The sequence below is a fragment of the Oscillospiraceae bacterium genome (genome assembly GCA_025757985.1).
Classification (GTDB): domain Bacteria; phylum Bacillota; class Clostridia; order Oscillospirales; family Ruminococcaceae; genus Gemmiger.
The window spans coordinates 1,414,108-1,437,658 of record CP107210.1; the positions used below are offsets into that span (position 1 = coordinate 1,414,108).

Annotated in this window: 27 protein-coding genes, 2 pseudogenes and 1 riboswitch; of the genes and pseudogenes, 7 read left to right on the forward strand and 22 right to left on the reverse strand. The window is 59.5% G+C overall.

The genetic code is table 11. From position 1 onward, the window contains the following. The first annotated feature begins 33 nt into the window (after positions 1 to 33). Together OGM67_07075 and thiT are read left to right on the forward strand one after the other, a co-directional pair. Positions 34 to 549, forward strand: a complete 516-nt coding sequence (locus OGM67_07075) for a glucose PTS transporter subunit IIA (GenBank protein UYJ36063.1) — start codon at positions 34 to 36, stop codon at positions 547 to 549. 132 nt (positions 550 to 681) lie between these two features. Beyond that, a riboswitch (TPP riboswitch) is annotated at positions 682 to 799 on the forward strand. Between the two features lie 77 nt (positions 800 to 876). Then, positions 877 to 1,443: an energy-coupled thiamine transporter ThiT gene (gene thiT / locus OGM67_07080; GenBank protein UYJ36064.1), complete on the forward strand. Its 567-nt coding sequence runs from the start codon at positions 877 to 879 to the stop codon at positions 1,441 to 1,443. A gap of 233 nt (positions 1,444 to 1,676) precedes the next feature. Here the strand turns inward: thiT and OGM67_07085 are convergent, their stop codons facing one another. From OGM67_07085 to OGM67_07135, 11 genes are all read right to left on the reverse strand, one after another. Next, positions 1,677 to 2,087, reverse strand: a complete 411-nt coding sequence (locus tag OGM67_07085; protein UYJ36065.1) for a pyridoxamine 5'-phosphate oxidase family protein — start codon at positions 2,085 to 2,087, stop codon at positions 1,677 to 1,679. Between the two features lie 19 nt (positions 2,088 to 2,106). Beyond that, a complete protein-coding gene (locus OGM67_07090; GenBank protein UYJ36066.1) occupies positions 2,107 to 3,291 on the reverse strand; it encodes an LL-diaminopimelate aminotransferase in 1,185 nt (394 codons plus the stop codon). 184 nt (positions 3,292 to 3,475) lie between these two features. Further along, positions 3,476 to 3,865 carry a helix-turn-helix domain-containing protein gene (locus OGM67_07095; GenBank protein UYJ36067.1) on the reverse strand — a complete coding sequence of 130 codons (390 nt, stop codon included), beginning with the start codon at positions 3,863 to 3,865 and terminating at the stop codon, positions 3,476 to 3,478. 76 nt (positions 3,866 to 3,941) lie between these two features. Beyond that, positions 3,942 to 4,151, reverse strand: coding sequence for a FeoB-associated Cys-rich membrane protein (locus OGM67_07100; protein UYJ36068.1), 210 nt, complete (start codon positions 4,149 to 4,151; stop codon positions 3,942 to 3,944). Between the two features lie 39 nt (positions 4,152 to 4,190). Continuing rightward, the gene (feoB, locus tag OGM67_07105; protein UYJ36069.1) at positions 4,191 to 6,389 is read right to left on the reverse strand and encodes a ferrous iron transport protein B; all 2,199 of its coding nucleotides are present in this window, start codon (positions 6,387 to 6,389) and stop codon (positions 4,191 to 4,193) included. 29 nt (positions 6,390 to 6,418) lie between these two features. Then, the gene (locus tag OGM67_07110) at positions 6,419 to 6,640 is read right to left on the reverse strand and encodes a ferrous iron transport protein A (protein UYJ36070.1); all 222 of its coding nucleotides are present in this window, start codon (positions 6,638 to 6,640) and stop codon (positions 6,419 to 6,421) included. Between the two features lie 63 nt (positions 6,641 to 6,703). Further along, positions 6,704 to 6,916 (reverse strand): ferrous iron transport protein A, encoded by a 213-nt coding sequence (locus OGM67_07115; GenBank protein ID UYJ36071.1) that lies wholly within the window; start codon positions 6,914 to 6,916, stop codon positions 6,704 to 6,706. Positions 6,917 to 7,141: 225 nt separating this feature from the next. Beyond that, the gene (locus OGM67_07120) at positions 7,142 to 7,516 is read right to left on the reverse strand and encodes a cation transporter (GenBank protein ID UYJ36072.1); all 375 of its coding nucleotides are present in this window, start codon (positions 7,514 to 7,516) and stop codon (positions 7,142 to 7,144) included. Positions 7,517 to 7,672: 156 nt separating this feature from the next. After that, the gene (locus OGM67_07125) at positions 7,673 to 8,101 is read right to left on the reverse strand and encodes a flavodoxin (GenBank protein ID UYJ36073.1); all 429 of its coding nucleotides are present in this window, start codon (positions 8,099 to 8,101) and stop codon (positions 7,673 to 7,675) included. 38 nt (positions 8,102 to 8,139) lie between these two features. Further along, on the reverse strand, positions 8,140 to 8,733 hold the full coding sequence (locus OGM67_07130; GenBank protein ID UYJ36074.1) for a DUF3793 family protein: 594 nt from the start codon (positions 8,731 to 8,733) through the stop codon (positions 8,140 to 8,142). Positions 8,734 to 9,029: 296 nt separating this feature from the next. Next, the gene (locus OGM67_07135; GenBank protein UYJ36075.1) at positions 9,030 to 9,572 is read right to left on the reverse strand and encodes a rubrerythrin family protein; all 543 of its coding nucleotides are present in this window, start codon (positions 9,570 to 9,572) and stop codon (positions 9,030 to 9,032) included. A 186-nt stretch (positions 9,573 to 9,758) separates the two neighbouring features. Here OGM67_07135 and OGM67_07140 point away from each other — a divergent pair, with 186 nt between their 5' ends. From OGM67_07140 to OGM67_07160, 5 genes are all read left to right on the forward strand, one after another. Then, positions 9,759 to 10,133 (forward strand): transcriptional repressor, encoded by a 375-nt coding sequence (locus OGM67_07140; GenBank protein UYJ36076.1) that lies wholly within the window; start codon positions 9,759 to 9,761, stop codon positions 10,131 to 10,133. A gap of 52 nt (positions 10,134 to 10,185) precedes the next feature. Beyond that, entirely contained in the window at positions 10,186 to 11,259 is a 1,074-nt protein-coding gene (locus OGM67_07145; GenBank protein ID UYJ36077.1) for an acyltransferase family protein, read from the forward strand. Positions 11,260 to 11,426: 167 nt separating this feature from the next. Beyond that, positions 11,427 to 11,912, forward strand: coding sequence for an RNA polymerase sigma factor (locus OGM67_07150; GenBank protein UYJ36078.1), 486 nt, complete (start codon positions 11,427 to 11,429; stop codon positions 11,910 to 11,912). Then, positions 11,902 to 12,198 carry a hypothetical protein gene (locus tag OGM67_07155; GenBank protein UYJ36079.1) on the forward strand — a complete coding sequence of 99 codons (297 nt, stop codon included), beginning with the start codon at positions 11,902 to 11,904 and terminating at the stop codon, positions 12,196 to 12,198. The genes OGM67_07150 and OGM67_07155 overlap by 11 nt, the downstream gene beginning before the upstream one ends. After that, positions 12,170 to 12,913 (forward strand): hypothetical protein, encoded by a 744-nt coding sequence (locus tag OGM67_07160; GenBank protein ID UYJ36080.1) that lies wholly within the window; start codon positions 12,170 to 12,172, stop codon positions 12,911 to 12,913. Before OGM67_07155 ends, OGM67_07160 begins: the two co-directional genes overlap by 29 nt. Positions 12,914 to 13,004: 91 nt before the next feature. Here OGM67_07160 and OGM67_07165 read toward each other — a convergent pair whose 3' ends face one another. From OGM67_07165 to OGM67_07215, 11 genes and pseudogenes are all read right to left on the reverse strand, one after another. Further along, complete coding sequence (locus OGM67_07165; GenBank protein UYJ36081.1) at positions 13,005 to 14,360, reverse strand: citrate/2-methylcitrate synthase; 1,356 nt, start codon at positions 14,358 to 14,360, stop codon at positions 13,005 to 13,007. A 281-nt stretch (positions 14,361 to 14,641) separates the two neighbouring features. After that, the gene (locus OGM67_07170) at positions 14,642 to 15,697 is read right to left on the reverse strand and encodes a hypothetical protein (protein UYJ36082.1); all 1,056 of its coding nucleotides are present in this window, start codon (positions 15,695 to 15,697) and stop codon (positions 14,642 to 14,644) included. Next, complete coding sequence (locus OGM67_07175; protein UYJ36083.1) at positions 15,582 to 16,400, reverse strand: alpha-amylase family glycosyl hydrolase; 819 nt, start codon at positions 16,398 to 16,400, stop codon at positions 15,582 to 15,584. The genes OGM67_07170 and OGM67_07175 overlap by 116 nt, the downstream gene beginning before the upstream one ends. A gap of 19 nt (positions 16,401 to 16,419) precedes the next feature. Continuing rightward, a pseudogene (locus tag OGM67_07180) lies at positions 16,420 to 16,575 on the reverse strand (hypothetical protein). 96 nt (positions 16,576 to 16,671) lie between these two features. Continuing rightward, complete coding sequence (locus OGM67_07185) at positions 16,672 to 17,085, reverse strand: EamA family transporter (protein ID UYJ36084.1); 414 nt, start codon at positions 17,083 to 17,085, stop codon at positions 16,672 to 16,674. Between the two features lie 216 nt (positions 17,086 to 17,301). Beyond that, complete coding sequence (locus OGM67_07190; protein UYJ36085.1) at positions 17,302 to 18,027, reverse strand: YggS family pyridoxal phosphate-dependent enzyme; 726 nt, start codon at positions 18,025 to 18,027, stop codon at positions 17,302 to 17,304. Beyond that, positions 18,024 to 18,581, reverse strand: coding sequence for a TIGR01440 family protein (locus tag OGM67_07195; GenBank protein UYJ36086.1), 558 nt, complete (start codon positions 18,579 to 18,581; stop codon positions 18,024 to 18,026). The genes OGM67_07190 and OGM67_07195 overlap by 4 nt, the downstream gene beginning before the upstream one ends. A 281-nt stretch (positions 18,582 to 18,862) precedes the next feature. Next, positions 18,863 to 19,210, reverse strand: coding sequence for a cupin domain-containing protein (locus OGM67_07200; protein UYJ36087.1), 348 nt, complete (start codon positions 19,208 to 19,210; stop codon positions 18,863 to 18,865). Between the two features lie 393 nt (positions 19,211 to 19,603). Beyond that, positions 19,604 to 21,415, reverse strand: a complete 1,812-nt coding sequence (locus OGM67_07205) for an ABC transporter ATP-binding protein/permease (protein ID UYJ36088.1) — start codon at positions 21,413 to 21,415, stop codon at positions 19,604 to 19,606. Between the two features lies 1 nt (position 21,416). Next, positions 21,417 to 23,085: pseudogene (locus tag OGM67_07210) on the reverse strand (ABC transporter ATP-binding protein/permease). A 25-nt stretch (positions 23,086 to 23,110) separates the two neighbouring features. Further along, positions 23,111 to 23,422, reverse strand: coding sequence for a hypothetical protein (locus OGM67_07215; protein ID UYJ36245.1), 312 nt, complete (start codon positions 23,420 to 23,422; stop codon positions 23,111 to 23,113). Between the last annotated feature and the right edge of the window lie 129 nt (positions 23,423 to 23,551).

Below are 23,551 nucleotides of genomic sequence, written 5' to 3' on the forward strand. Positions count from 1 at the left end.
CCCGCAAAGGGCTTACGAAGGAGAAAATGAACAATGGGATTTTTTGATTTTCTGAAGAAATCTGCTGCACCTGCCGCACCTGCGGAGCCGACCTTCCCCATGATGCTGGCTGCTGATGCCAAGGGCGCCTTTGTGCCGATGGAGAACATCCCCGATGAGGTGTTTGCACAGGGCATTCTGGGCACCTGCTGCGGCATTAACCCCAGCGAGGGCAAGGTCTTTGCCCCTGCCGGCGGCGAGATCACCCAGGCCCCCGACAGCGGCCATGCGCTGGGTATTATGGCTGACGGCGGCGTTGAGATCCTGATTCATGTCGGCGTGGATACCGTTGAGATGAAGGGTGACGGCTTCAGCCCGAAGGTCAAGGTCGGCGATAAGGTAAAGAAGGGCGATCTGCTGCTGGAGATGGATCTGGGCAAGATCGCAGCTGCCGGTCACCCTGCCGTGGTCATCACGGTCGTGACCAACACCGATGACTTCAAGGCAGTCGAGGTCGTGGCCTCCGGCGATGTCGAGCCGGGCGCAGACCTCATCAAGGTCAGCAAGTAAGTTTAGATAGCAAAAGAGGACGCTCGTGAGGGCGTCCTCTTTTTGCGTCAGGCTTTCGCCACCTCATACTTGCTGAAGGTGTGGAAGGATGGCGCTTGACAAACGCATGGCGGCGTGTATAATGGAAGATGGACATTAAAACAGGGGCGCTGAGGGGCATCCTCGGCTGAGATCAAAACAAACCGCAGTTTTGGGTCGCCTTGAACCTGATCCGGGTAATGCCGGCGTAGGAAGTTTGACCCCCGTCATAACACTTTTTGCGCCTGCAGGTATACCCTGCGGGCGCTTTTTCTGTTTTGTGTTACATTTTTTTGAGGAGTGGATACCATGTCCAAAACCTATTCCAAGACCCGTACCCTCGTCGAGTGCGCCCTGATGATCGCCCTCGGCACGGTGCTGGCCAACATCAAGATCTATGAGCTGCCCAACGGCGGCTCCATCACGCTGTTCAGCATGCTGCCGTTCATCATGATCTCCTTCCGCCACGGCGTGAAGTGGGGCCTTTTCACCGGCTTTGTCAACAGCCTGCTGCAGATGCTGCTGGGCTTCTACGCACCTCCGGCACCCGGCCTGCTGCCGCTGGTGGGCATGATTTTGCTGGACTATGTGCTGGCCTTCACCCTGCTGGGGCTGGCCTGTGTCATCGCAAAGCCGTTCCAGAATCGCCTCGTCGGCGTGGCCGTCGGCACGGCGGTCGTCTGCTTCATCCGCTTTATGTGCAGCTTCCTGTCCGGCGTGCTGATCTGGGGCAACCTGAGCGACGGTCTGCCCGCTTGGACGTACAGCCTGACCTACAACGGCAGCTACATGCTGCCGGAAACCATCCTGACGACTGTTGCCGCCGTGCTGATCTACAAGGCCGCTCCGCAGCTGTTTGCGGCGCAGGAGCAGTAAGAGCTAAATACTTTTCCCGGTACGCACGATATGAGCGTACCGGGATTTTTGTTTGCCGGTTTGTAGGGGGCGGCGTCCTCGACGCCCCGCGGAGGGGTCAAGACCCCTCCCTACAAGTCAATTTTTAAGGGGGTGTAGGGGCGGATTCCATATCCGCCCGTGCCCGCTCTCGGCAACGCAAAAATGCCCCGGTACGCAAAAACGCACACCGGGGCATTGGCTTTACGTAAGTATCAGTAGTTCATAATGTCCTTCACCGTGCCGGACATGGAGAAGAGCTTGGCGGACAGATGATCCAGATAGACGATGCCCAGCTTGTTGCCGGTCTCCTCGTTGTACAGGTCAGCAAGCTGGGGCATGACCTGAAACGCGGCGGCCTGAGCCTCGGGCGTGTTGTCAAAGTTGGCTGTGCCCTGTACGCGCAGCCACTCGCCGCGGTCGTTGGCGGCGCAGATCTCCAGATTTGTGTTGTCCAAAAGCTGCTTGTAGGCCGCCTTGTGCTTGCCCAGTGCAATGCAGAGGTGGCCGTTGTACCACATCGCAAAGCCGATGGGACGCACGCGGGGCAGATAGCCATCGACAGTGGCAAGGTAAAATGTGGGATTCTCTTTCAGGAATTCCAGGATCTCTTCATTCGGTTTCATGGCAGACATCCTCCCTTGATCACAGTTTTGCCAGCGCGGCTTTGATGCGCGCGGCAGCCTCCCTGGTGCGCGCGGCATCGCCGAACGCAGTCAGGCGGAAATATCCCTTGCCGCAGGGGCCGAAGCCCTCGCCGGGGGTACCGACAACATGGGCGTTTTCCAGCAGCCAGTCAAAGAATTCCCAGCTGCCCATTCCGTTGGGGCAGCGCAGCCAGAGGTAGGGGCTGTTTTTGCCGCCGCAGTACCAGATGCCGGCCTCGTCCAGCGCGGACGCGATGACGGCGGCATTGGTGCGGTAGTAATCCAGATTCTGCTGGATCTCCCGCATACCCTCCTCGGTAAAGACGGCCTCGGCACCGCGCTGCACAACATAGGCAACGCCGTTGAATTTGGTGGTCTGGCGGCGCAGCCACATCTTGTTCAGCTTGCCGCCTGCCAGCGCCTGCGGCACGATGGTGTAGCCGCAGCGCGTGCCGGTAAAGCCCGCGATCTTGGAGAAGCTGCAGACCTCAATGGCAACCTCCTTGGCACCCTCGACCTCGAAGATGCTGCGGGCCAGACCCTTTTCGGTCACGAAGCACTCATACGCGGCGTCAAACAGGATGACGGCATCGTTGGCCTTGGCCCATGCGACCCAAGCCTTGAGCTGCTCTACCGAATAGGTTGCGCCGGTGGGGTTATTGGGGCTGCAGATGTAAACAATATCCGCATGGGGCGCTTCGTCCGGCATCGGCAGGAAGTGGTTCTCCGCCGTGGCGGGCAGGTAGAGTATTTTGCGGCCGGCCATCACATTGTCGTCCACATAGACCGGGTAGACCGGGTCGGGCACAAGGATCGTGTTGTCCTGACTGAACAAGTCGAGCAGATTGCCCAGATCGCTCTTGGCACCGTCAGACACAAAAATCTCTGACATATCCAGCGCAACGCCGTGGTCAGCATAGTAGCTGCGGATGGCATCGCGCAGAAACTCGTAGCCCTGCTCGCTGGGAATGTAGCCGTGGAAGGTATCCTTATGGCCCTGCTCCTCGACCGCGCGGTGCATTGCCTCCGTCACCGATGCGGCCAGCGGCAGCGTGACATCGCCGATGCCCAAACGGATGATGTCGGCATCGGGGTGGGCCTTCTGGTAGTCGGCCACCTTGTGGGCGATGGTGCTGAAGAGATAGCTCTCATTCAATTCTGCGTAATGCGGATTCAGCTGCATGATAGTCCCCCTCTTATCTATACCTTTATATAGTCTAACTTTACCACAATTCGCGGCGGTGTGCAATAGAATTTGCAAAGGGAATTTTTATGGGTGATTTGTAGGGGAGGGTCTTGACCCTCCCGTGAGGGATAAATCTCTCCCCTACTGTAGGGGGCGGCGTCCTCGACGCCCCGCGGAGGGGTCAAGACCCCTCCCTACAATCCTCCCCGTACAGGCTCTCGCACTTCTCATCAATTTCCCTCGCAGGCAGCGCTACTGCCATGGCGATGGCGGCGCTGCGGCATTCCTCGGGGCTAAAGCCCATGTCTGCCAACGGAAAATGCTGCAATATTTTTTCAACCAGCGCATCATAATACCGCGCGTAAAGCACGCCGCGGTCGGTGATATAGATCTTGCCGTACCGCCGCCGAACAACGGCCCCCTGCTTCATCAGGCTGGTCAAAATGCTCGTCACGCTGGGCTTGGTTACGCCCATGACCTGCGCGAGGGCCAGCGGGGAAACCTCCGTGTTTTGCTGCGCCAGATGGTGGATGGCCAGCAGATACCGCAGGTTGGAATCGGTCAGGGTCATGGCATCTCTCTCCTTTACACCAAAAAGGGGCGCAGGCCACGAACGGACCCGCGCCCCTTTTCAGGCACTATTGTGTTTAGTTGCTGTGGCAGGCGCCACCGCAGGTTTTGCAGTTCCCTGTGCAGCCGCCGTGACCGCCGCATCCGCCGCCCCCGCAGGAGCCATCGCAGCAGCCAAGGCCACCGGTCTTGTGCTCATGGTACATAAGCCAGCCGGTACCGCCGAAGACGATAATCGAAACGATGATCGTAGGCAGGTTGAAGTTAGTCGCCAAAAATTCCATCATAGAAATCCGCTCCTTTCCGGAAGCATGATACACCCCAAATTACTTGGAAGCAACAGCCTTCTTGGACTCGAACTGAACCTCGTTGACACCCTCGTACTTGTTGGGGCGGAACAGCAGGTAGATCGTGAAGGCGATAATAGCGACAGCAACGATGGTGAAGAAGTTGAAGCCGACCTCACCGGTGATCAGGCCGCCGATCTGATAGACGACCAGAGAAGCGCAGTAAGCCAGCAGGCACATATAGCCGATGGCGATAGCCGTCCACTTGCCGTTGTTCATCTCGCGCTTGATGGCGCCCATAGCAGCAAAGCAGGGGGCGCACAGCAGGTTGAAGATCATGAAGCTGTAAGCGGAGATCGCGGTGAAGTTGGCAGCAACCTCGGGCCAGATCTCGTCGCCGTTCTCAGACAGCTCGTCAGCATAGTGATACAGAACGCCGAAGGTACCGACAACATTCTCCTTGGCAATCAGGCCGGAGATGGACGCAACGGTTGCGCGCCAATCGCCGAAGCCCTGCGGGATAAAGATCCAAGAAATTGCGCTTGCAACGATAGCCAGAATGGAGTTGTCCTGATCCTCGACCATCGTGAAGGCACCGTTCTCGAAGCCGAAGCCCTGCAGGAACCACAGGATGATGGTGGAGGCCAGAATGACGGTGCCGGCACGCTTGATGAAGGACCAGCCGCGCTCCCAAGTAGCGCGCAGGACATTGCCCCATGCGGGCACATGGTAGGCGGGCAGCTCCATAACGAACGGAGCAGGATCACCGGCGAACAGCTTCGTTTTCTTCAGGATAATGCCGGAGATGATGATGGCCGCGAAGCCAATGAAGTAAGCGGAGGTGGCAACCCAGCTGCTGCCGCCGAACAGAGCACCTGCGAACAGGCCGATGATGGGCATCTTGGCACCGCAGGGAATGAAGCAGGTGGTCATGATCGTCATACGGCGGTCGCGCTCATTCTCGATGGTACGGGAGGCCATGACACCGGGAACACCGCAGCCGGTGCCGACCAGCATGGGGATGAAGCTCTTGCCAGACAGGCCGAACTTGCGGAAGATACGGTCCATAATGAAGGCAACGCGGGCCATATAGCCGACATCCTCCAGAATGGACAGCAGGAAGAACAGAACGAGCATCTGGGGAACGAAGCCCAGAACCGCGCCGACGCCGGCAACGATGCCGTCCATGATCAGGCCGTACAGCCAGTCCGCCACGCCGATGCTCTCCAGCAGGCCGCCCAGAGCGTTGGGGACGATCTCGCCGAACAGGACATCGTTGGTCCAGTCGGTGGCAAAGGTGCCGATGCCGATGCCGCCGTCCGCAACGGAGGTGCCCATTGCGATGGCATACATCAGCCACATGATGGCTGCGAAGATCGGCAGCGCCAGAATACGGTTGGTGACGAACTGGTCGATCTTATCGGAGGCGGTCAGGTTCTCGGTGCGGGGCTTCTTTTTGACGGCCTTGTCAACAACGCCGTTGATGTAGGCATAGCGCTGGTTGGTGATGATGCTCTCGGCGTCATCATCCATCTCCTTCTCGCAGTCAGCGATATGTGCATCGAGGTGGTCCAGCAGCTCCTTGCTCAGGTTCAGCTCAGCCTGCACCTTGTCGTCACGCTCGAACAGCTTGACGGCGTACCAGCGCAGGAAGCGGTCATCGACCTTGCCCTGAATGGACTCCTCGATGTGGGCGATGGCATGCTCCACGCTGCCGGTGAAGACGTGGGGCAGCTCGCCTGCCTTGCCCTTCTTGGCGGCGGCAACGGCCAGCTCGGCGGCCTTGTCGCTGCCCTCGTTCTTCAGGGCGGAGATCTCGATGGCCTCGCAGCCCAGCTCGTTGGACAGCTTCTTCAGGTCGATCTTGTCGCCGTTCTTGCGGACGAGGTCGATCATGTTGACGGCCATGACCACGGGGATGCCCAGCTCAATAAGCTGGGTGGTCAGATAAAGGTTGCGCTCGATGTTGGTGCCGTCAATGATGTTGAGGATGGCATCAGGCTTTTCGTTGACGAGGTAGCCGCGGGCAACAACTTCCTCCAGCGTGTAGGGAGACAGCGAGTAGATACCGGGCAGGTCCTGAATCACGACATCGTCGTGGCCCTTCAGCTTGCCTTCCTTCTTCTCAACGGTAACGCCGGGCCAGTTGCCGACATACTGGTTAGAACCGGTCAGGCTGTTGAACAGGGTGGTTTTACCGCAGTTCGGGTTGCCTGCCAGAGCAATTTTAATTGCCATGTTGGTTATACCCCTTTCTTAAAATGCAATCACTCAACCTCGATCATCTCGGCGTCTGCCTTGCGGACGCTGAGCTCATAGTTGCGGACCGTCAGCTCCATCGGGTCGCCCAGAGGGGCCACCTTGCGGACATAGACGCTGGTGCCCTTGGTCAGGCCCATGTCCATGATACGGCGCTTGACAGGGCCTTCGCCGTGCAGCTTGGCAACGGTAACGGTCTCGCCGACCTGTGCATCTTTCAGAGTCTTCATACTTCGTTCCTCCTCTTAAGGTACAATAAATCAAACAGCCTTTTGGCTGAGATTCCCTTTTTATCAGCCGACAATGATACGCATGGCCAGCGTCTTGTCCAGCGCGATGCGGGCCTCTTTGACCTGAATGATCAGGTTGCCGCTGATCTCGCTGACGATGGTAACGGTCTCGCCCACGACAAAGCCGAGCTCGGCCAGATGCTGGCGAACCTCATCCTTGCCGGTGATCTTCTGGATGGTGACGGTATCGCCTGCTTTGGACATGGTTAAAGGCATTCCACACACTCCTCTTTTGGCAAATCTGCAACATATTAGCGCACGCTAACACATTGGCTAAAAGCTTGCGGTTAGAGCACTCTAACCGCTTACGGGGATAGTTTAGCACCGCTAACTGCGGATGTCAAGCCGCAAAGTTAGTGTAGGATAACATTTTGTAAGAATAGATAGTTATTGCTAACCAAAATCGTGCAATTTTGCATATTTTTTAGTGTGCGGCGCACTTTACTGCTTGACGGTCGTGCGCAGGGGCAGGTAGCCAGCATCGCGGATCGCTTGACGGATAGCCACCTCATCGGGCGTTTCCTTGGTCAGGATGCTCACCTGCTGTGCGGCCAGATCGGCGGCGGCCCAAGTACCGGGCATCGCGTTGAGGGCGTTTTCAACACGGCGCTGGCAGTTCTGGCAGGTCATGCCGTCCACACCCAGCACCAGCCGATGGGGGTAGTGGCTGCGGTTGCGGTCGGCCACCCGTATTTTTTTGGCGGCAGCCTCATGCTCACCGCAGCAGCCCCCGCCGCAGCGCAGATGATGTACAAAGCTGTAGATGCCGTAGCCGACTGCAGCCGCTAAGAGCAGAACGATAATAATGTTTGCCATAGTGTAAAACCTCCAAGTTAGCTTTTTCTAATCCAAATCAGAATATACTAACTTCCGTCCGCTTTGTCAAGCAGGCACTTTTTGGGTACCGCGCAAAAAGAGGAGGGGCAGCGCTGCCCCTCCCGTTTATGGATGGATAGGTAATGTCGTAAAAAATCAGGCGTTGGCCAGTGCCGTACCCAAGGCAGCGCAGGCGGCCTCGGCATCGCCATCGGGGGAGCCGTTGGCCATGACCGGCTCAACGACCATGCGGGCACCGGCAGCCTCGGCATCCTCGGCCCAGGTGCGGAGCCACTCGCCATCGCCCCAGCCGTAGGAGCCGAACAGCCCAACGGGCTTGCCGCTCAGCGAACCGCGCAGCGCCTGATACATCGGCTCAAACTCGCTCTCCTCCAGCTGCTCGGCACCCATGGCGGGGCAGCCCAGTGCAAAGCCGGTGTAATCACCGGCGGAGGCAGTGTTGAACTCGGACGCAGTGAACTTATCCACGGAAGCACCGGCGGCAGCCGCTGCGCTGGCAACCAGATCTGCCATGGCCTCAGTGTTGCCGGTGCCGCTCCAATAAATAACTGCAATTTTGCTCATGATAAAGGACTCCTTTTCAGATAGTATGTGGTGCATCGTCAGGCGGCTACGGTCAGCCGGCTGATCGGGGTGCCGTTGTAATAGCAGCGGGCGTAGATGCGCTCGCACTTTTTGTAGCGGTCAAACTCCGCCTGCGCAGCGGCCGGGTCGGTGTAGACCTTCCAGTAGCCGCACGCAGTAAAGTTTTTGCCGCGGTTTTGGATGAACCCGATGACATCCGCCAGCGGGTAGCCCAGAAAAACGCCGATCTCATGCGGGAAATCCTGCTCACAGCAGAGCCGCTCGGCCAGCTGCGCCAGCAGCTCGTCCGCTGTGCCGGGGGTGTAGCCCTCCCCTGTCAGAAATGCCAGCGTGCGGTCATCCGCCAACAGCTTTGCCACCCGCGCGGGGCGGTAGACATAGACAAGGACAGCCCCTGTGCGCGGACACTGCTTGAGCACCTGCACAGTGACTCCGCGGGGGGACAGCTCCGTATGCCATGCGGCCGCCATAGCGGCGGCATCCTGCCCGGGGGCGGGCTGGTAACGAAAGAGGCTGGCGGGCTTGAGCCCTGCCAGCGTGGGGGCGCACAGCGTGGCAAGATCACAGGCGAAGCTGCGCGGACTGGTGGTAGCGTAGGTGCGTTCCTGCATGAGATGGCTCCTTACCGTTATGATGGTTAGTATTTGCTAACCAAGCGCTCCATAAAACCGCCCTGTACGGGGAGAGAACCGCGCAGGGCGGGTGATAAGAGCAAATTGAAAATTTGCAAGGTTAGCAATAACTAACATAGACAATATAGCATGTCAGGGAGCAGATGTCAAGCAAAATCTCGAAAAAAGTAGAGGCGTGATAGTCGCTACCGCACTGCCGGGTCGTCGGGGACGCCGACCCCTACAAATAGGTACGGTAAACAAAAACGGGGCGGCACGCGGCCGCCCCATCGTTATCAATAATTGCTGCTTTTCAGTTCAAAATAGCTTCTGGGATGGGTGCAGACGGGGCATTTGGCGGGGGCATGGCGGCCGATATAGACAAACCCGCAGTTGCGGCACTGCCAGACCTGCTCATGCTCGCGCGCAAAGACCTTACCGGCCTCAATGTTGACGGCGAGAGCCTTGTAGCGCTCTTCATGATCTTTTTCGATAGCGGCAACCTTCTTGAACAGGGCGGCGATCTGGGTAAAGCCCTCCTCCTTTGCCTCGGCGGCCATGCGCGGGTACATCGAGGTGTGCTCCTCGTTCTCGCCCGCGGCGGCCATCTTCAGGCAGGTCAGCGTGTCGGGGATCTCGCCGTTCTCCATCAACAGCTCAAACCAGATCTTGGCGTGCGCACGCTCATTGTCGGCGGTGTCATCAAAGATTGCACCGATCTGTTCGTAGCCGTCCTGCCGCGCCTTGGCGGCAAAGAGCGTGTATTTGTTGCGGGCCTGACTCTCGCCTGCAAATGCCTCCCACAGGTTTTTCTCGGTCTTGCTGCCTCTCAGTTCCATAGGGATACCTCCTCGTTAAATAAGAATCAGTCTTGATATGTGGCTGCTGCGGCACGGCACTGCACCCGACCGGTACAGCAGGCAGGAAACGACGCTGTCCGCACACAACAGACGGTTGACAAAGCTGCGGTTATGGTGTAGTATCTAAATAAGAGTTAATCTTAAATTTGGTAAGGAGGTCTGCCCATGACCCGCCAACGCGCCCTGATTTTGGGTATCATGCGCGAAAAATGCCCGGAACATCTGACCGCTGACGAAATCTTCTGCCATGCGCGGCAGGCCATGCCGCACATTGCGCGCGGCACTGTGTACCGCAACCTGAAATTGATGGAGCTGGACGGCGAGATCGGCCATCTGGAAATGCCCGACGGCCCCGACCGCTACGATGCCAACCCCAGCCCCCACGGCCACCTGCTGTGTGAGAGCTGCGGCGAGCTGGCAGACCTGCCGGTCGTGGGGCTGATCCGCGATATTGAGGCCGCCATCGGCACCGAGGTCCGCGGCTACACGCTGACGATCCGGTATATCTGCCCCAAATGCCGTGCCAAAAACGCGCAGTGACCCTTGCCGCCCGACCGTGGGCGGTATTTTTGTAAAAGCGAGGTTGTAACTTATGGCAAAGCAGCGCGACCCTGTACTAGATAGTATGCGCGGCATCGGCATTGTGCTTATGGTGCTGGGACATTCCGGGTTTCCGGGCACGGATTATATTTATTTATTCCACATGGCGCTGTTTTTTATGCTCAGCGGGTGGTTTTTCAGCCTGCGCGGCGGGCTGGTACATTTTGTCAGGCGCAAGCTGGTGACCCTCTGGCTGCCCTTTGTGGCGGCCAACACGGTATTTACGGTCTGCAATAACCTTTTTCTGCGGCTGAACATCCTGACGGCGGATGCGCGGATCGCGGAGATCCCGGGCAACAGTGTCACAGCACCGGTGAGCATCAAGGACATCATCGGCCGCACGGTACACTGGTGCGTGTTTGACGGCGGTACCCAGCTGGGCGGCGCGATGTGGTTCATACAGGCGCTGTTCCAAATCTCACTATTGTACGCTGTCATGGAGGTTTTGCTGCAAAAGCTGCTGCATGGCGGCGATACGCTGATTGCGCAGGGGCTGCTTTCCGGCGTGCTGCTCTGGGTCGGCTGGCACTGTAATCAGGTCGGCTGGAATGTCTGGGGGCTGGGTATTGCGGCCAGCTGCTACTGGATGTTCTACCTTGGCACGGTGCTGCGCCGCACTGCGCGGTCGGAGGTGCGCCCGCTGTACCGGGCGGCTGCTGGCGCAGCGGCCTTTGTTCTGCTGCTGGTGCTGCGGCGGCTCGGCTCGGTCGGGCTGGCGGGCAACGGCTATACCAACCCGGCGTTTTTGCTGTTGGCCAGCATGGCTGGCTGGGTGCTGGTGCGCAGCGCCGCCTGCCTGACGGCCCCCCTGCCCCGCGTCAGCGCCGTGCTTGGCTATCTGGGCCGCGCCACGATGCCGATTGTGATCCTGCATTTTTTGAGCTTCAAGCTTGTGACATGGCTGGGCCTGCTGGCTACAGGCGGGGAGAGTTACCTGCTGGCGGCTTTCCCCGTCTATTTTACCGGCGGTGTCTGGTGGCTGGCCTACACGGCTGCCGGTCTGGCCCTGCCGCTGGCGGCAGATGCGGTGTACAAGAAAATAAAAAATGCCGTCTTAGCGCATTGATGTAAAAAAAGAGCCCCGCGGGGCTCTTTTTTCTTGCCGCCCTCTGCGAGACAGACTCCCCCGATACGGGGGAGGTGGCGCTTGCGCCAGAGGGAGCCAAGAAAATGCTTGATTTGTGACACATTCCCGCTCCCGTAGGCGTTATAAGGGTGAAAGGAGGCGAGCCGATGCAAAACGAACAGGATTTAGAAAAGCTCGTACATGCCCATACCGCTGCACTGCTGCGGTACTGCACTGGCCTGCTGGGGTGCGAGGCCGACGCACAGGATGCTGTGCAGAAAACCTTCATCAAGGCGTGGCAGCAGCGCCACACGCTGCGCCATGACGGCACCGACAACGAGCGCGCGTGGCTCTACCGCATCGCCTACCGCACCTCGCTTGACATGCTGCGGGCAATCAAACGCGCGGCGGCCTACCCCACCCCGGAGCCGTTGAAGCAGGACCCCGGCATCAGCGAAGAGCTGCGCGCGGCGCTGAACACGCTGGCCCCGCTGGATCGGGCCCTGATCTTAGAGCGTGTGCTGGACGGGCTGGATTACGCCGCACTGGCGTGCATTCACGGACGGCCCGCCGCCTATCTGCGCACACGCTACCACCGCGCCAAAAAGCAGCTGGCGCAGCGATTGAAGGAGGGGGAGCACTATGAAGTATGACCGCGAAGAAGCGTATTTGCACGAAAAGCTGACAGGCGGCCTGCACCCGGCAGGCGTTGACCTATGGCCCGCCGTGGCTGAGCACCTGCCCGACGCGCCCCCCGCACGGCACCCGCGCTGGAAGCTGGCAATCTGCCTGGCCGCGCCGCTGCTGATTGCCGCCGGAGTGCTGGCAGGCACGGCAGAGTTCACGAACCTGCGCGAAAACCCGCGCCCGTCCTTTGCGCCGGAGGCCAACACCGGGTACGCCATCACGTATGAGCGGCAGTATTTTTGCGCTGGATGAGGATTTGCTGGCGGGAATGGTGGCAAACCATAATGGGGAGATGTCAGACGATGGCTGGCTGCCGATGAACGCCAAAATAAACGGCCAGCTGCACCCCACCGACGCGGACTACGCCGTTTGGTACGCCCGGGCTGCACGCGGGTACGACAGCTGGGTGGAAATGACTACCGCGACTGGTCTGCCGCTGGCGCAGAACACGCTACTGGATGAGGGAGATACAAGCACTTTCCCGTCGATTGCCATGTATCCGTCCGGCATGATCGACATACCGGATGAATATGACGATGGCATGCCCTATACGCCGAAATTTCAGGAATATCCCGCCGGATTTATCCCCATCGGGCGCGGCGATACACCGGACAAGCTCTACCTACGCACGGGTGTGCTTTTGGATGGCTACAATGTGGAAATCATGGCAGTTGCCTATCTTGGGAATGCGCCCAAGGAGATGGCAACGGATTTGTATTGGCAAAAAAGTGCCGGGTTAACGTGGCAATGTGAAAGCTACCCCATGGCCAACGGCAACACCGCGCTGATCCCCCACTGTACAAGCAACCCGAACTCGAGGCCCTACATCCAGTCCAGAGCCTACTTTGCGCAGGACGGCATTTTGTACCAAGTCTATTGCCGCCCCTATACGGATAGCCTTTGTTACAGTGCCTCGCAGGAGAACATCTGGGCAGAACTGAAGGTGGTTTTGGACGGATTCTCTTAAAAAGCTCCCCTCAAGGGAGGCTTTAAAGCAGGCAATAAAAAGAGAGAAGAACCTTCGCCCTGTGCGAAAATTCTTCTCTCTTTTTTCTCTTTTATCTTTCCTCCAGCGGCACATACTCCCTTGTTTGCATGATGCTCTGGTAGGCGGGGCGGATGATCTTGTCCACATTGACAAGCTCCTCCATCCGGTGGGCAGACCAGCCCACGATGCGCGCAATCGCAAAGATAGGGGTGTACAGCTCGACCGGGATGCCCAGCATGTCATACACAAAGCCGGAATAGAAGTCTACATTGGTGGAAACGCCCTTGTAAATGTGGCGTTTCTCGGCAATGACCTTGGGAGCCAGCCGCTCGATCGTGTTGTAATACTCAAAATCGCGGCTGCGGCCCTTGGCATCGGCCAGCTGGTGGACAAAGCTCTTGAACACGACCGCGCGCGGGTCGCTCAGTGAGTAGACCGCATGGCCCATGCCGTAGATCAGGCCCTTCTGGTCAAAGGCCTGCCGGTCCACGATGCGGCCGAGGTAATCGGACATGGCATCCTCATCGAGCGGGTCAGTGACATGGGTGCGGATGTCATCCATCATCTGCATGACCTTGATATTGGCGCCGCCGTGCTTGGGGCCCTTGAGGCTGGACAGCGCCGCCGCAACGACCGAGTAGGTGTCCGACCCGGACGAGGTGACAACGCGGGTCGTGAAGGTGGAGTTGTTGCCGCCGCCATGCTCCATGTGCAAAAGCAGCGCTATATCGAGGACATGCGCCTCCAGATCGGTATATTTCTGGTCGGGGCGCAGCATCTTCAGCAGGTTTTCCGCCGTGGAAAGGCTCGGGTCCGGGCGGTGGATGTACATGCTGCCGCCGCACTCATAATAATTGTAGGCGTGATAGCCGTAGACCGCCAGCATCGGGAATACGCTGATGAGCTTGATGCACTGCTCAAGCTGGGTCTGCAGGTCAGTCTTGCCGATGTCATCGTCATAGCTGGCCAGCGTCAGCACACTGCGGGTCAGCGAGTTCATCAGGTCATGGCTGGGGGCCTTCATAATGACATCGCGCACAAAGTTTGTGGGCAGGGCACGGCATTTGGTCAGGCAGCTGTTAAAGCTTTCCAGCTGCGCAGCATCGGGCAGGTCACCCAGCAAAAGCAGGTAGGCCGCACCCTCGAAGGCGTAGCGCTTGCCGCGCAGGCCGCGGATCAGGTCGTAGACATTGTAGCCACGATACCAAAGCTTGCCCTCGCAGGGAATCTTTTGGCCGTCCCGCTCCTCAAAGGCATCAATGCGGGAGATGTTGGTGATACCCGCCAGTACGCCCTTGCCGTTTTTATCGCGCAGACCGCGTTTTATATCGTACTGGGCAAAAAGCTCCGGGTCAATGCGGTTGTTGGTGACACATTCCTCGGTAAAGATGCGGGCTTCCTTTTCGATGGCTGCGTAATCGCTCATGGTTGATGGCCTCCCTTTTCTTTTTTGTCCGCGGTGGGTAAACAAATCGTAGCAGATGCAGGATTCTTTACAAATCGTATAAGAATAATTATACGGAAAATCGAACAATCTGTCAAATGGATAATTTGTGAACAAACCACACGGTAGGGGCCGGGCATGCCCGGCCCTCGGCGTAATGGAAAACGGACATTTACGGGATGGTTGAGGGCGGGGCATGCCCCGCCCCTACCGGGATACAAAAAACGGGAGAGGTCATTCCTCTCCCGTCAGACTGTAAATTGTTATTCTGCCACCAGCACCGTCACGCTGGTCGGGGCCAGTTCAAGAGCATCGCGGAAGCATGGGCCGAACGGTGCGGCGTCCGCATGGACACCGTCACTGAGCTTGCGCCATGTGCCGGTGGGCAGACTGGCCCACTGGCGGGTGCGCTCGGGGTTGTAATAGACAGCCAGCTGCCCCTTGGCGGCAGTGCCGTCATGCTCCGGCACAAAGCCGATGAGCCACCCCGGCAGCGCGAGCAGGAACGGCTCCGGCTCCCCTGCCGCGCCGCTCAGGCGCGGGTAGGCGCGGCGGATGGCCAGCATACCGCGGTAAAAGGCCGTCAGCGCAGCAAACTCCGGGCGGTGGGCGCGGGCCCAGTCAAGCCGGTTTGTGCTGAGAGGGCCCTTGTAGCTGTTGTGGTCGCCATACTTGGTACGGCCCCATTCCTCGCCCGCCTGCATAAAGGGCAGCCCCTGACAGGTCAGGTAGATGCCTGCCGTCATGCGGTTCTGCGCCAGCAGGTCGGCATCGGGCCAGTCATAATCCCCGCGGCGGGCCACGGCGGCCAGCTTGTCCCACAGGGTATAGTTGTCGTGGGCGGAGACATACTGCACCACCTGCCCGGCGCGCCGGGGCCAAAAGCCGTGCGCACCATTGCGCCATGCACTGATCGAGTGGATGACATCATAGCCGTGCTGGGGCGCACCGTTGACATAGCCGGCGTTGGCGGCATCAAAGACATTGCCCTTGATACAATCGCGCGTATCATCACAGAAAAAGCCGATCCTGTCGCTCAGTACATCGAGCGCGCGCTTATCGGCAGGGCGTGCGCCGCACTCCAGATTCGTACCGCCGCCCATCCATGGCTCGCCGTACATCAGGATGCTTTCGCCGCCGGGCAGGCTGTCGAGCGCGGCGCGGATCGCGTTCATCGTGTCCACATCCTCCAGCGCCATCAGATCAAAGCGGAAGCCGTCGATGTGGTAGGTTTTGGCCCAGTACAGCACCGAATCCACGATGAATTTGCGCACCATGGGGCGCTCGCTGGCAAGGTCGCAGCCGCAGCCGGAGCCCATTGGTCATGCTGTCGTTGGGCCAGCGGCGGTTCCAGTAGCCGGGGACTGTCCGCTCAAGGCAGCTTTCACTGTAATAGGTGTGGTTGTAGACCACATCCATGATAACGCCCAGCCCCGCGCGGTGCAGGGCTGCCACCATGGCGCGGCACTCGCGCACGCGAACCTCGCCGTGGAACGGATCTGTGGCAAAGCTGCCCTCCGGCACATTGTAGTTTTGGGGGTCATAGCCCCAGTTATAGCCGCCGTCAGGGCGAGTTTCGTCCACGGTGGCGTAGTCAAAGATCGGCTGCAGCTGCACATGGCTGACGCCCAGCCCCTTCAGGTAGTTCAGGCAGGTCGGATGCGCGCCGTCACCGTCCAGCGTGGTGTCGGGCTGGGTAAAGCCCATGAATTTCCCGCGCCATTCGGGGCGCACACCGCTGCGCGCATCGGCGGAGAAGTCTGCCACATGCACCTCCCACACGCTGCGGGCGTGGGGCGGTATGACGGGGCGCGCGTCTGCGTCCCAGCCCTCGGGGGCGGCCCGGGTCAGATCCAGCACCATGCCGCGCTGACCGTTGGCACCGGTGCTGCGCGCGTAGGGATCCACGACCTCCTGCATGCGGCCGTCCGGGAAGTAGACGCGGTAGAGATAGTAGGTCCCGTGCAGGTTGCCCGGCAGGGGTGATGGCCCACACGCCGTCGGCCTCGCGGTGCAGCTCATGCACGCCGCGCTCTCCGGCGCCGGGCTCGGCATCGGTGCCGGTTGCATACAGGCAGACTACAACCCCGCAGGCCGTGGGTGCCCACAGCTTGAAAACAGTTTCCTCCGCCGCAGGATTTGCACCGAGGTCGCTGCCGCCGTAATAGGGCAGTTCACACGCCTGCTGCCAGTTCATGGGTGATCGCTCCTTACTAAGTGGTATGGGTATATTGTAACAGGCAGAGCGACAGTTTGCAAGGCGTAATCCGCAAACCGGCTGCCGTTTGCAGGCTCACAAAACCATCAGCAGCGTGCCTGCGCCGATGAGTGCGCAACCCAGCAGCGATTTGACGGTGAACTGCTCATGCAGAAAGACGAAGGCCAGCACCAGCGTGATGACAACGCTCAGCTTGTCAATCGGCACGACCTTGGAGGCGTCCCCAATCTGGAGCGCGCGGTAGTAGCACAGCCACGAGGCACCGGTCGCAAGGCCCGAGAGGATCAGAAACAGCCAGCTTTTACGGCTGATCCCGGTAATGCCGCCCTGTGTGTTAGTGAGAAACACCATGCCCCACGACATGACAAGGACTACCACTGTGCGGATGGCCGTTGCCAGATTGGAGGCAACCCCCTCGATGCCGATTTTAGCCAGTATGGATGTGAGCGCCGCAAAGACAGCACTCAGCAGTGCAAAGACGAACCACATGAGAAGCCCTCCGCAAAATCCGAATCGTTTTGTGCGGCAGTTATGGCAATACCGCATAATTCTAAGTGCCGATACGGCGAGCGAGGTGCGGCAGCTGATAAGCCAAAAGCGCAGATAATACTGGATGTCTTATCGAGCATTTTGGCAACGCAGATGCCGTGCCGCAGCCGCCGGAGCGGTGCTTAAGCCGTAAGGCGGGAATTATGCGGTGTTGCCTTATGCCTTTTTGCTGTAATCCCGCGCGCCGTAGATGGCGGTGCCCACACGGACAATGGTGGCACCCTCGGCAATGGCGGCGGCGTAATCGTGGCTCATCCCCATCGAGAGGATGTCCATCTGTGCGCGGTCATAGTGCTGCGCATCAGCCTTGGCCAGCAGCTCGCGCATCCGTGCAAAAAAGCGGCGGGTCTCGTTGTCATCGGCATCTGCAGGCGGGATCGCCATCAGCCCGCGCAGCCGCAGATTCTGTTTAGCGGCAGCGGCCTCCAGCAGGGGGAACAGGCTGTCGGCGTCCACGCCGCTCTTGCTTGTTTCCTCACCGATGTTGATCTCCACAAGGATGTCCTGCACCAGCCCCAGACGGGCGGCAGCGGTGTCGATCTTGTCCAACAGCCGCGTGCTGTCCACGCTTTGGATCAGGGCGGCGCGGCCCACGACCTTGTTGACCTTGTTGGTCTGCAGATGGCCGATAAAATGCCCCGGCTTGCCGTTGTAGGCACCGGCATCGGTTTTCTCAACCAGCTCCTGCACATGGTTTTCACCGAAAAGGTCAATGGGCAGGTCGGCGCTGCAGCGCACCTCCTCGACCGTGCGGGTCTTGCAGGCGGCGCAGAGCTTTATCTGCGCCGGGTCGCGGCCGGCAGCTCTGGCGGCCGCAGCCATTGTCTCGCGGATATGGGCAACGGCTTCGGCCATCTGCTGCTTTTGTGCTTGCGGGATCATCGTACTTCCTCCTGACTGTAGACGGCGCGCGCACCGCCGATGAACGGCGGGCGGGTGCGGGCGCAGAGCAGGATCGCCTGCCCGATATGATCCAGCGACAGGCGCACCGGCACGGCCACCCGGCGCAGATGCATACCGATGAGCGTGCCGCCGATGTCCATACCAGCAGCGGCGCGGACCTCTTCGACAAGGACAGGGTCCTTAAAGGCACGCCAGCAGCTTGTGGCCCAGCTGCCGCCCGCATGGGGCTGCGGAATGGCCGCAACGATCTGGCAGCCGTAGGCCTTGGCAGCCTCGCGCTCAAGGACGATAGAACGGTTCAGATGCTCACAGCACTGGGCGGCTAGATAGACGCCCTGCTCCTGCAGCGGCGGCAGCACGCCCGCCAGCACGGCGGCCGCGGCCTCCATGCTGGAGTCATGGCCGATATGCCCGCCCATGATCTCACTGCTGGAGCAGCCGACCACAAAAATATCCCCTGTTTCAAGGTGCGCAGCTTCGAGCAGTTCTTCCGTGGCCTGCCGTGCCTGCGCGGTAAGTTGCGTGTAATCCATGGATAAAGCCCCCTTTGGTTACTATTATAGCAGGGGTGTCAATAAAAGAAAAGCCTTCCCCCGCGGGGGAAGGTGGCCCGTAGGGCCGGATGAGGGCGACCCTGCGGATACTGCTCATAAATGGGTGGCTGCGGGAGCTTTGCCTTCATCAGTCCGCTTCGCGGACAGCTTCCCCCGCGGGGAAAGCATGCGCTGTAACCGCCGCATTACCCACAAGAATAATCAACAGGATACAGAAAGCGAACACGTAGATTACGCGGTCACAAAAATCCCAAAGCGTTTCACTTGACAAAATCCTCCCGCATGGGGGTGAAGATATCCAGCAGGATGCCCGCTTCGGTGCAGACGCAGCCATGCTCCACGCCGTCCTCCTTGAGGATGGTGTCGCCCTTGTGGACGGTACGGGTCACACCGTCCACCGTGAACTCGAAGGCACCGGAGACCACATAGGTGATCTGGGTGTGGGGGTGGTGGTGCAGTGCGCCGACCGCACCCTTTTCAAAGGTGTTCTCCACGCACATCAGGCCGTCTGTATAGGCCAGCACCCGGCGGGTGACGCCCGCGCCTGCGGGCTGCGGCAGAGTGTCCTCATGCAGGACCCAGCGCTGTTTCTTTTCCGGCAATTTCATAAATGTTCCTTCTTTCCCGGCCCCGCTGCGGGGCCGTTTTCTATTTCCATTATAAAAAGGCAGAACCCGTTTGGCAAGAGTTCCGCCTTTGTTTACAACTATAGGGCAACACCGCATAATTCCCGCCTTACGGCTTAAGCACCGCTCCGGCGGCTGCGGCACGGCATCTGCGTTGCCAAAATGCTCGATAATACACAAAGTATTATCTGCGCTTTTGGCTTAGCAGCTGCCGCACCTCGCTCGCCGTATCGGCACTTAGAATTATGCGGTATTGCCATAGCAATTCAACTTTTTAATGCAACAGCAACAGCGTTGAATTGCATATCGCAAATATGCTGTTTGAATGTTGCGCTAATTTCTTGACTTGCGATAGAACCAATCTGCGTCAATTTGTCAAGCCGTCACATCCTCAAACTGGCTGTTGTACAAATCGGCGTAGAAGCCGCCGGCTTCAATCAGCTCGTCATGGGTGCCCTGCTCGATAATGTCGCCGTCCCGCATGACGAGGATCAGATCCGCATCGCGGATGGTCGAAAGGCGGTGGGCAATGACAAAGCTGGTGCGGCCCTCCATCAGGCGGTCCATTGCAGTCTGGATGCGCTGCTCGGTGCGGGTGTCCACGCTGGAGGTGGCCTCATCCAGTATCAGGATGCGGTTGTCCGCCAGAATCGTGCGCGCAATCGTCAAAAGCTGCTTCTGTCCCTGACTGACATTGGAGGCATCCTCATTCAGCTCCATCTGATAGCCGCCGGGCAATGTGCGGATAAAGTGGTCGGCATTCGCGGCCTTGGCGGCGGCAATGACCTCCTCATCGGTGGCATCCAGCCGACCGTAGCGGATATTCTCCATGATGGTGCCCTTGAAGAGCCATGTATCCTGCAAAACCATGCCGAAGCCCTCGCGCAGGGCGCTGCGGTCAAAGTCCCGGACATTGTGGCCGTTGAGGGTGATGACACCGGCGTCCACATCGTAGAACCGCATCAGCAGCTTGACCATCGTGGTCTTGCCGGCGCCGGTGGGGCCAACGATGGCAACCTTCTGCCCGGGCTTGACATTGCAGCTGAAGTTGTGGATGACCGTTTTGTCCGGTGTGTAGCCGAACCGCACATGGTCGAAGGTGACCTGTCCGTCAATGCTGGCGGGGTCGGCGCGGCGGGCAGGGTCGGCCAGCTGGTCCTCCTCGTCCTCGTTCAGGAACTCAAAGACGCGCTCCGCTGCGGCGGCCATGCTCTGCAGCATGTTCGACACCTGCGAGAGCTGCTGGATGGGCTGGGTAAAGTTGCGGACATACTGAATGAAAGCCTGAATGTCGCCGATCGTGATGGTGCCCGCTGCGGCAAAGATGCTGCCCACAATGGCGACCGCCACATAGCCCAAATTGCCTACAAAGCTCATGATGGGCTGCATCAGGCCCGACAAAAACTGGGATTTCCACGCGGATTCGTACAGCTTGTCATTTGCGGTGTTGAAGTCGTCCAGAACAGCGGCCTCGCGGTTGAACGCCTTGATGACATTGTGCCCGGCGTAGACCTCCTCGACCTGACCGTTGACCACGCCGAGGGTGGCCTGCTGGGCCTTGAAGTACTTCTGGCTGAATTTGACGACCACCAGCACCAGCGCCAGCGATACCGGCAGGATCAGCAGTGCAATCAGCGTCATTTTGGGGCTGATCGAGAGCATCATGACCAGCACGCCGATCATCGTGGTAACGCTGGTGATCAGCTGGGTGATGCTCTGGTTCAGGCTCTGGCCGAGCGTATCGACATCGTTCGTGATGCGGGACAGCACCTCGCCGACGGTGCGCTTTTCAAAGTAGGCCAGCGGCAGGCGGTTGATCTTTTTGTTGATCTGGTCGCGGAAGTCGTAGCAGACCTTCTGGGACAGGCCGGTCATCAGCCAGCCCTGCAGAAAGCTGAACGCGGCGGAGAACAGATACATCCCCGCAAGAAAGAGCAGCACCCGCCCGATGTAGGCAAAGTCGATGCTGCCGACCCCGCGCAGCTTGGCGATCCAGCCGGTGGCCAGCGCTGTGGTGGCTTTGGCCAGAATCTTGGGGCCTGCAATGTTGAAAATCGTCGAAAGAATTGCAAATACAACGACCACGATGAGCGGCAGCTTATACCTGCTCATGGCGGCCAGCAGCTGGCGCAGCGTGCCCTTGAAATCCTTGGCGCGCTCCGTCGTCGGGCGTCCGGGTCTTGGCATATCACGCATCCTCCTTCTGTAAATTCAGTTCCTTCTGGCTCAGCTGGCTGCGTGCGATCTCCCGGTATTCGGGGCAGCTTTCCATCAGCTGGGCATGAGTGCCCTTGCCGACGATACGCCCCTCATCCAGCACGATGATCTGGTTTGCATGCAGCACGGTCGAGATGCGCTGCGCCACAATGATGACGGTGGCGCTGCCGGTCTCGGCCTTGAGCGCGCGGCGCAGGGCTACATCGGTCTTGTAGTCCAGCGCCGAGAAGCTGTCATCAAACAGATAGATCTGCGGGTGCTTGGCAATGGCGCGCGCAATCGAAAGGCGCTGCTTCTGCCCGCCCGAGACATTGCTGCCGCCCTGTGCGATGGGGCTGGCAAAGCCCTCCGCCTTGGCGGAGATGAACTCGGCGGCCTGTGCGATCTCAGCGGCCTTCTGCACATCGGCATCGGTGATGTGGTCGCCGCCGAACTTGAGGTTGGAGTCAATCGTGCCGCTGAACAGCACACCCTTCTGGGGTACATAGCCAAGGCAGTCGTGCAGCTGCGCCTGAGTCAGCTCGCGTACATCCACACCGCCGATGGTCACACTGCCCGCCGTTGCATCGTAAAACCGCGGGATCAGGTTGAGCAGCGTTGACTTGCCGCAGCCGGTCGAGCCGATGATGGCAGTCGTTTCGCCGGGGCGGGCCGTAAAGCTGATATGCTCAAGTGCGTCCTCCTCGGAGCCGGGATAGCGGAAGCTGACATCGTTAAACGCCACCACGCCCTCGGTGCCGTTCTCCGGCAGGGACTTGGGGGCAGCGGGGTCGTGGATGGTGGCGTGGGTCGTGACAACCTCGTCAATGCGGTCGGCGGCCACACCGGCGCGCGGCAGCATAACGGCTACCATCGACAGCATCAGGAACGACATGACGATCTGCATCGTGTAGGTGATGAAGGCGATCATCTCGCCGACCTGCATCGTGCCCATATCCATGGCCTTTGCCGCCGAACCAGACGATGAGCAGGCTTGTGCCGTTCATGATCAGCGTCATAAAGGGCATCATGGCGACCATCGTGCGGTTGGTGAAAAGCTGGGTGCGCATCAGGTCGGTGTTGGCACGGTCGAACCGCTTTTCCTCAAAGGCCTCGCGGCTGAAGGCGCGGATCGGCATAATGCCGGTCAGAATCTCGCGGCTGACAAGGTTCAGCCGATCCACAAGGGTCTGCATCTGCTTGAACTTGGGCATGGCGACATTCATCAGCACAGCGATGAGCAGCAGCAGCGCCGCCACCGCGACAAAGATGATCCATGTCAGCCCCGTGTTGCCGCCGGCCACATGCAGGATGCCGCCGATGCCGAGGATCGGCGCATAGGCCACCATGCGCAGCAGGATAACGCAGACGAACTGCACCTGCTGAATGTCGTTGGTCGTGCGGGTGATGAGCGATGCAGTGGAAAACTTCTCAATCTCGGCGTTGGAATAGCCGACAACGGTGCGGAACACATCGCGCCGCAGGTCGCGGCCGATGCCAGCCGACACGCGGGAGGCGATGAAGCCGACAGCGATCGCCACAGCGACCATAAGCAGCGTCAGGGCCAGCATCCGGCCACCGGTGCGCAGCAGATAGCCCATCTGGGCATCGTGGGCGATGCCCTGTGCCTCATATTCCAGCGCGACCAGCAGCATGGCCTGGCTCGACAGGCTGCCCGTCACCGAATCATCGAGAGAGGCAAAGGCGGCGGCCAGCTGGCTTTGCAGCATTTCCCGTGCGCCGGGGGCCTGAGACATCGCGGCAAACTGGGTCGCAACGGCATCGAGGTCGTAGGCGGTGGGGGTTACTGCATCGGCCGTGCCGGCGGCTGTGGCGGCGTTTTTTGGCGGCCGCCATGTACAGCACAATGTCAGGCGTGGCAAACGCGTTTTCCAGTTCCGACATGGCAGCGGTGGCATCGTGAGAGAGGGTACGCACACCGTCGGCATCGGGGGCACTGTACCACTGTTCGGCCAGCGCGGCGTCCTGCTCGGACATAAGCAACTCCAGTGCCTGCAGGGTCGTGTCGCGGACAGTCTCGGGTACAGGGCTTTCAATTGCCGCCCTGCTGGATGCCGATGTCCACGATCTTGCTGGTGTAGTCGGGCAGGCTCAGGTCGCAGTAGG

Excerpts from the sequence above, each read along its gene's own strand:
- OGM67_07075 (UYJ36063.1), top strand. The coding sequence starts at position 34 with ATGGGATTTTTTGATTTTCTGAAGAAATCTGCTGCACCTGCCGCACCT.
- thiT (UYJ36064.1), top strand. The coding sequence starts at position 877 with ATGTCCAAAACCTATTCCAAGACCCGTACCCTCGTCGAGTGCGCCCTG.
- OGM67_07085 (UYJ36065.1), bottom strand. The coding sequence starts at position 2,087 with ATGAAACCGAATGAAGAGATCCTGGAATTCCTGAAAGAGAATCCCACA.
- OGM67_07090 (UYJ36066.1), bottom strand. The coding sequence starts at position 3,291 with ATGCAGCTGAATCCGCATTACGCAGAATTGAATGAGAGCTATCTCTTC.
- OGM67_07095 (UYJ36067.1), bottom strand. The coding sequence starts at position 3,865 with ATGACCCTGACCGATTCCAACCTGCGGTATCTGCTGGCCATCCACCAT.
- OGM67_07100 (UYJ36068.1), bottom strand. The coding sequence starts at position 4,151 with ATGATGGAATTTTTGGCGACTAACTTCAACCTGCCTACGATCATCGTT.
- feoB (UYJ36069.1), bottom strand. The coding sequence starts at position 6,389 with ATGGCAATTAAAATTGCTCTGGCAGGCAACCCGAACTGCGGTAAAACC.
- OGM67_07110 (UYJ36070.1), bottom strand. The coding sequence starts at position 6,640 with ATGAAGACTCTGAAAGATGCACAGGTCGGCGAGACCGTTACCGTTGCC.
- OGM67_07115 (UYJ36071.1), bottom strand. The coding sequence starts at position 6,916 with ATGCCTTTAACCATGTCCAAAGCAGGCGATACCGTCACCATCCAGAAG.
- OGM67_07120 (UYJ36072.1), bottom strand. The coding sequence starts at position 7,516 with ATGGCAAACATTATTATCGTTCTGCTCTTAGCGGCTGCAGTCGGCTAC.
- OGM67_07125 (UYJ36073.1), bottom strand. The coding sequence starts at position 8,101 with ATGAGCAAAATTGCAGTTATTTATTGGAGCGGCACCGGCAACACTGAG.
- OGM67_07130 (UYJ36074.1), bottom strand. The coding sequence starts at position 8,733 with ATGCAGGAACGCACCTACGCTACCACCAGTCCGCGCAGCTTCGCCTGT.
- OGM67_07135 (UYJ36075.1), bottom strand. The coding sequence starts at position 9,572 with ATGGAACTGAGAGGCAGCAAGACCGAGAAAAACCTGTGGGAGGCATTT.
- OGM67_07140 (UYJ36076.1), top strand. The coding sequence starts at position 9,759 with ATGACCCGCCAACGCGCCCTGATTTTGGGTATCATGCGCGAAAAATGC.
- OGM67_07145 (UYJ36077.1), top strand. The coding sequence starts at position 10,186 with ATGGCAAAGCAGCGCGACCCTGTACTAGATAGTATGCGCGGCATCGGC.
- OGM67_07150 (UYJ36078.1), top strand. The coding sequence starts at position 11,427 with ATGCAAAACGAACAGGATTTAGAAAAGCTCGTACATGCCCATACCGCT.
- OGM67_07155 (UYJ36079.1), top strand. The coding sequence starts at position 11,902 with ATGAAGTATGACCGCGAAGAAGCGTATTTGCACGAAAAGCTGACAGGC.
- OGM67_07160 (UYJ36080.1), top strand. The coding sequence starts at position 12,170 with ATGAGCGGCAGTATTTTTGCGCTGGATGAGGATTTGCTGGCGGGAATG.
- OGM67_07165 (UYJ36081.1), bottom strand. The coding sequence starts at position 14,360 with ATGAGCGATTACGCAGCCATCGAAAAGGAAGCCCGCATCTTTACCGAG.
- OGM67_07170 (UYJ36082.1), bottom strand. The coding sequence starts at position 15,697 with ATGGGCTCCGGCTGCGGCTGCGACCTTGCCAGCGAGCGCCCCATGGTG.
- OGM67_07175 (UYJ36083.1), bottom strand. The coding sequence starts at position 16,400 with ATGAGCTGCACCGCGAGGCCGACGGCGTGTGGGCCATCACCCCTGCCG.
- OGM67_07185 (UYJ36084.1), bottom strand. The coding sequence starts at position 17,085 with ATGTGGTTCGTCTTTGCACTGCTGAGTGCTGTCTTTGCGGCGCTCACA.
- OGM67_07190 (UYJ36085.1), bottom strand. The coding sequence starts at position 18,027 with ATGATCCCGCAAGCACAAAAGCAGCAGATGGCCGAAGCCGTTGCCCAT.
- OGM67_07195 (UYJ36086.1), bottom strand. The coding sequence starts at position 18,581 with ATGGATTACACGCAACTTACCGCGCAGGCACGGCAGGCCACGGAAGAA.
- OGM67_07200 (UYJ36087.1), bottom strand. The coding sequence starts at position 19,210 with ATGAAATTGCCGGAAAAGAAACAGCGCTGGGTCCTGCATGAGGACACT.
- OGM67_07205 (UYJ36088.1), bottom strand. The coding sequence starts at position 21,415 with ATGCCAAGACCCGGACGCCCGACGACGGAGCGCGCCAAGGATTTCAAG.
- OGM67_07215 (UYJ36245.1), bottom strand. The coding sequence starts at position 23,422 with ATGTCCGAGCAGGACGCCGCGCTGGCCGAACAGTGGTACAGTGCCCCC.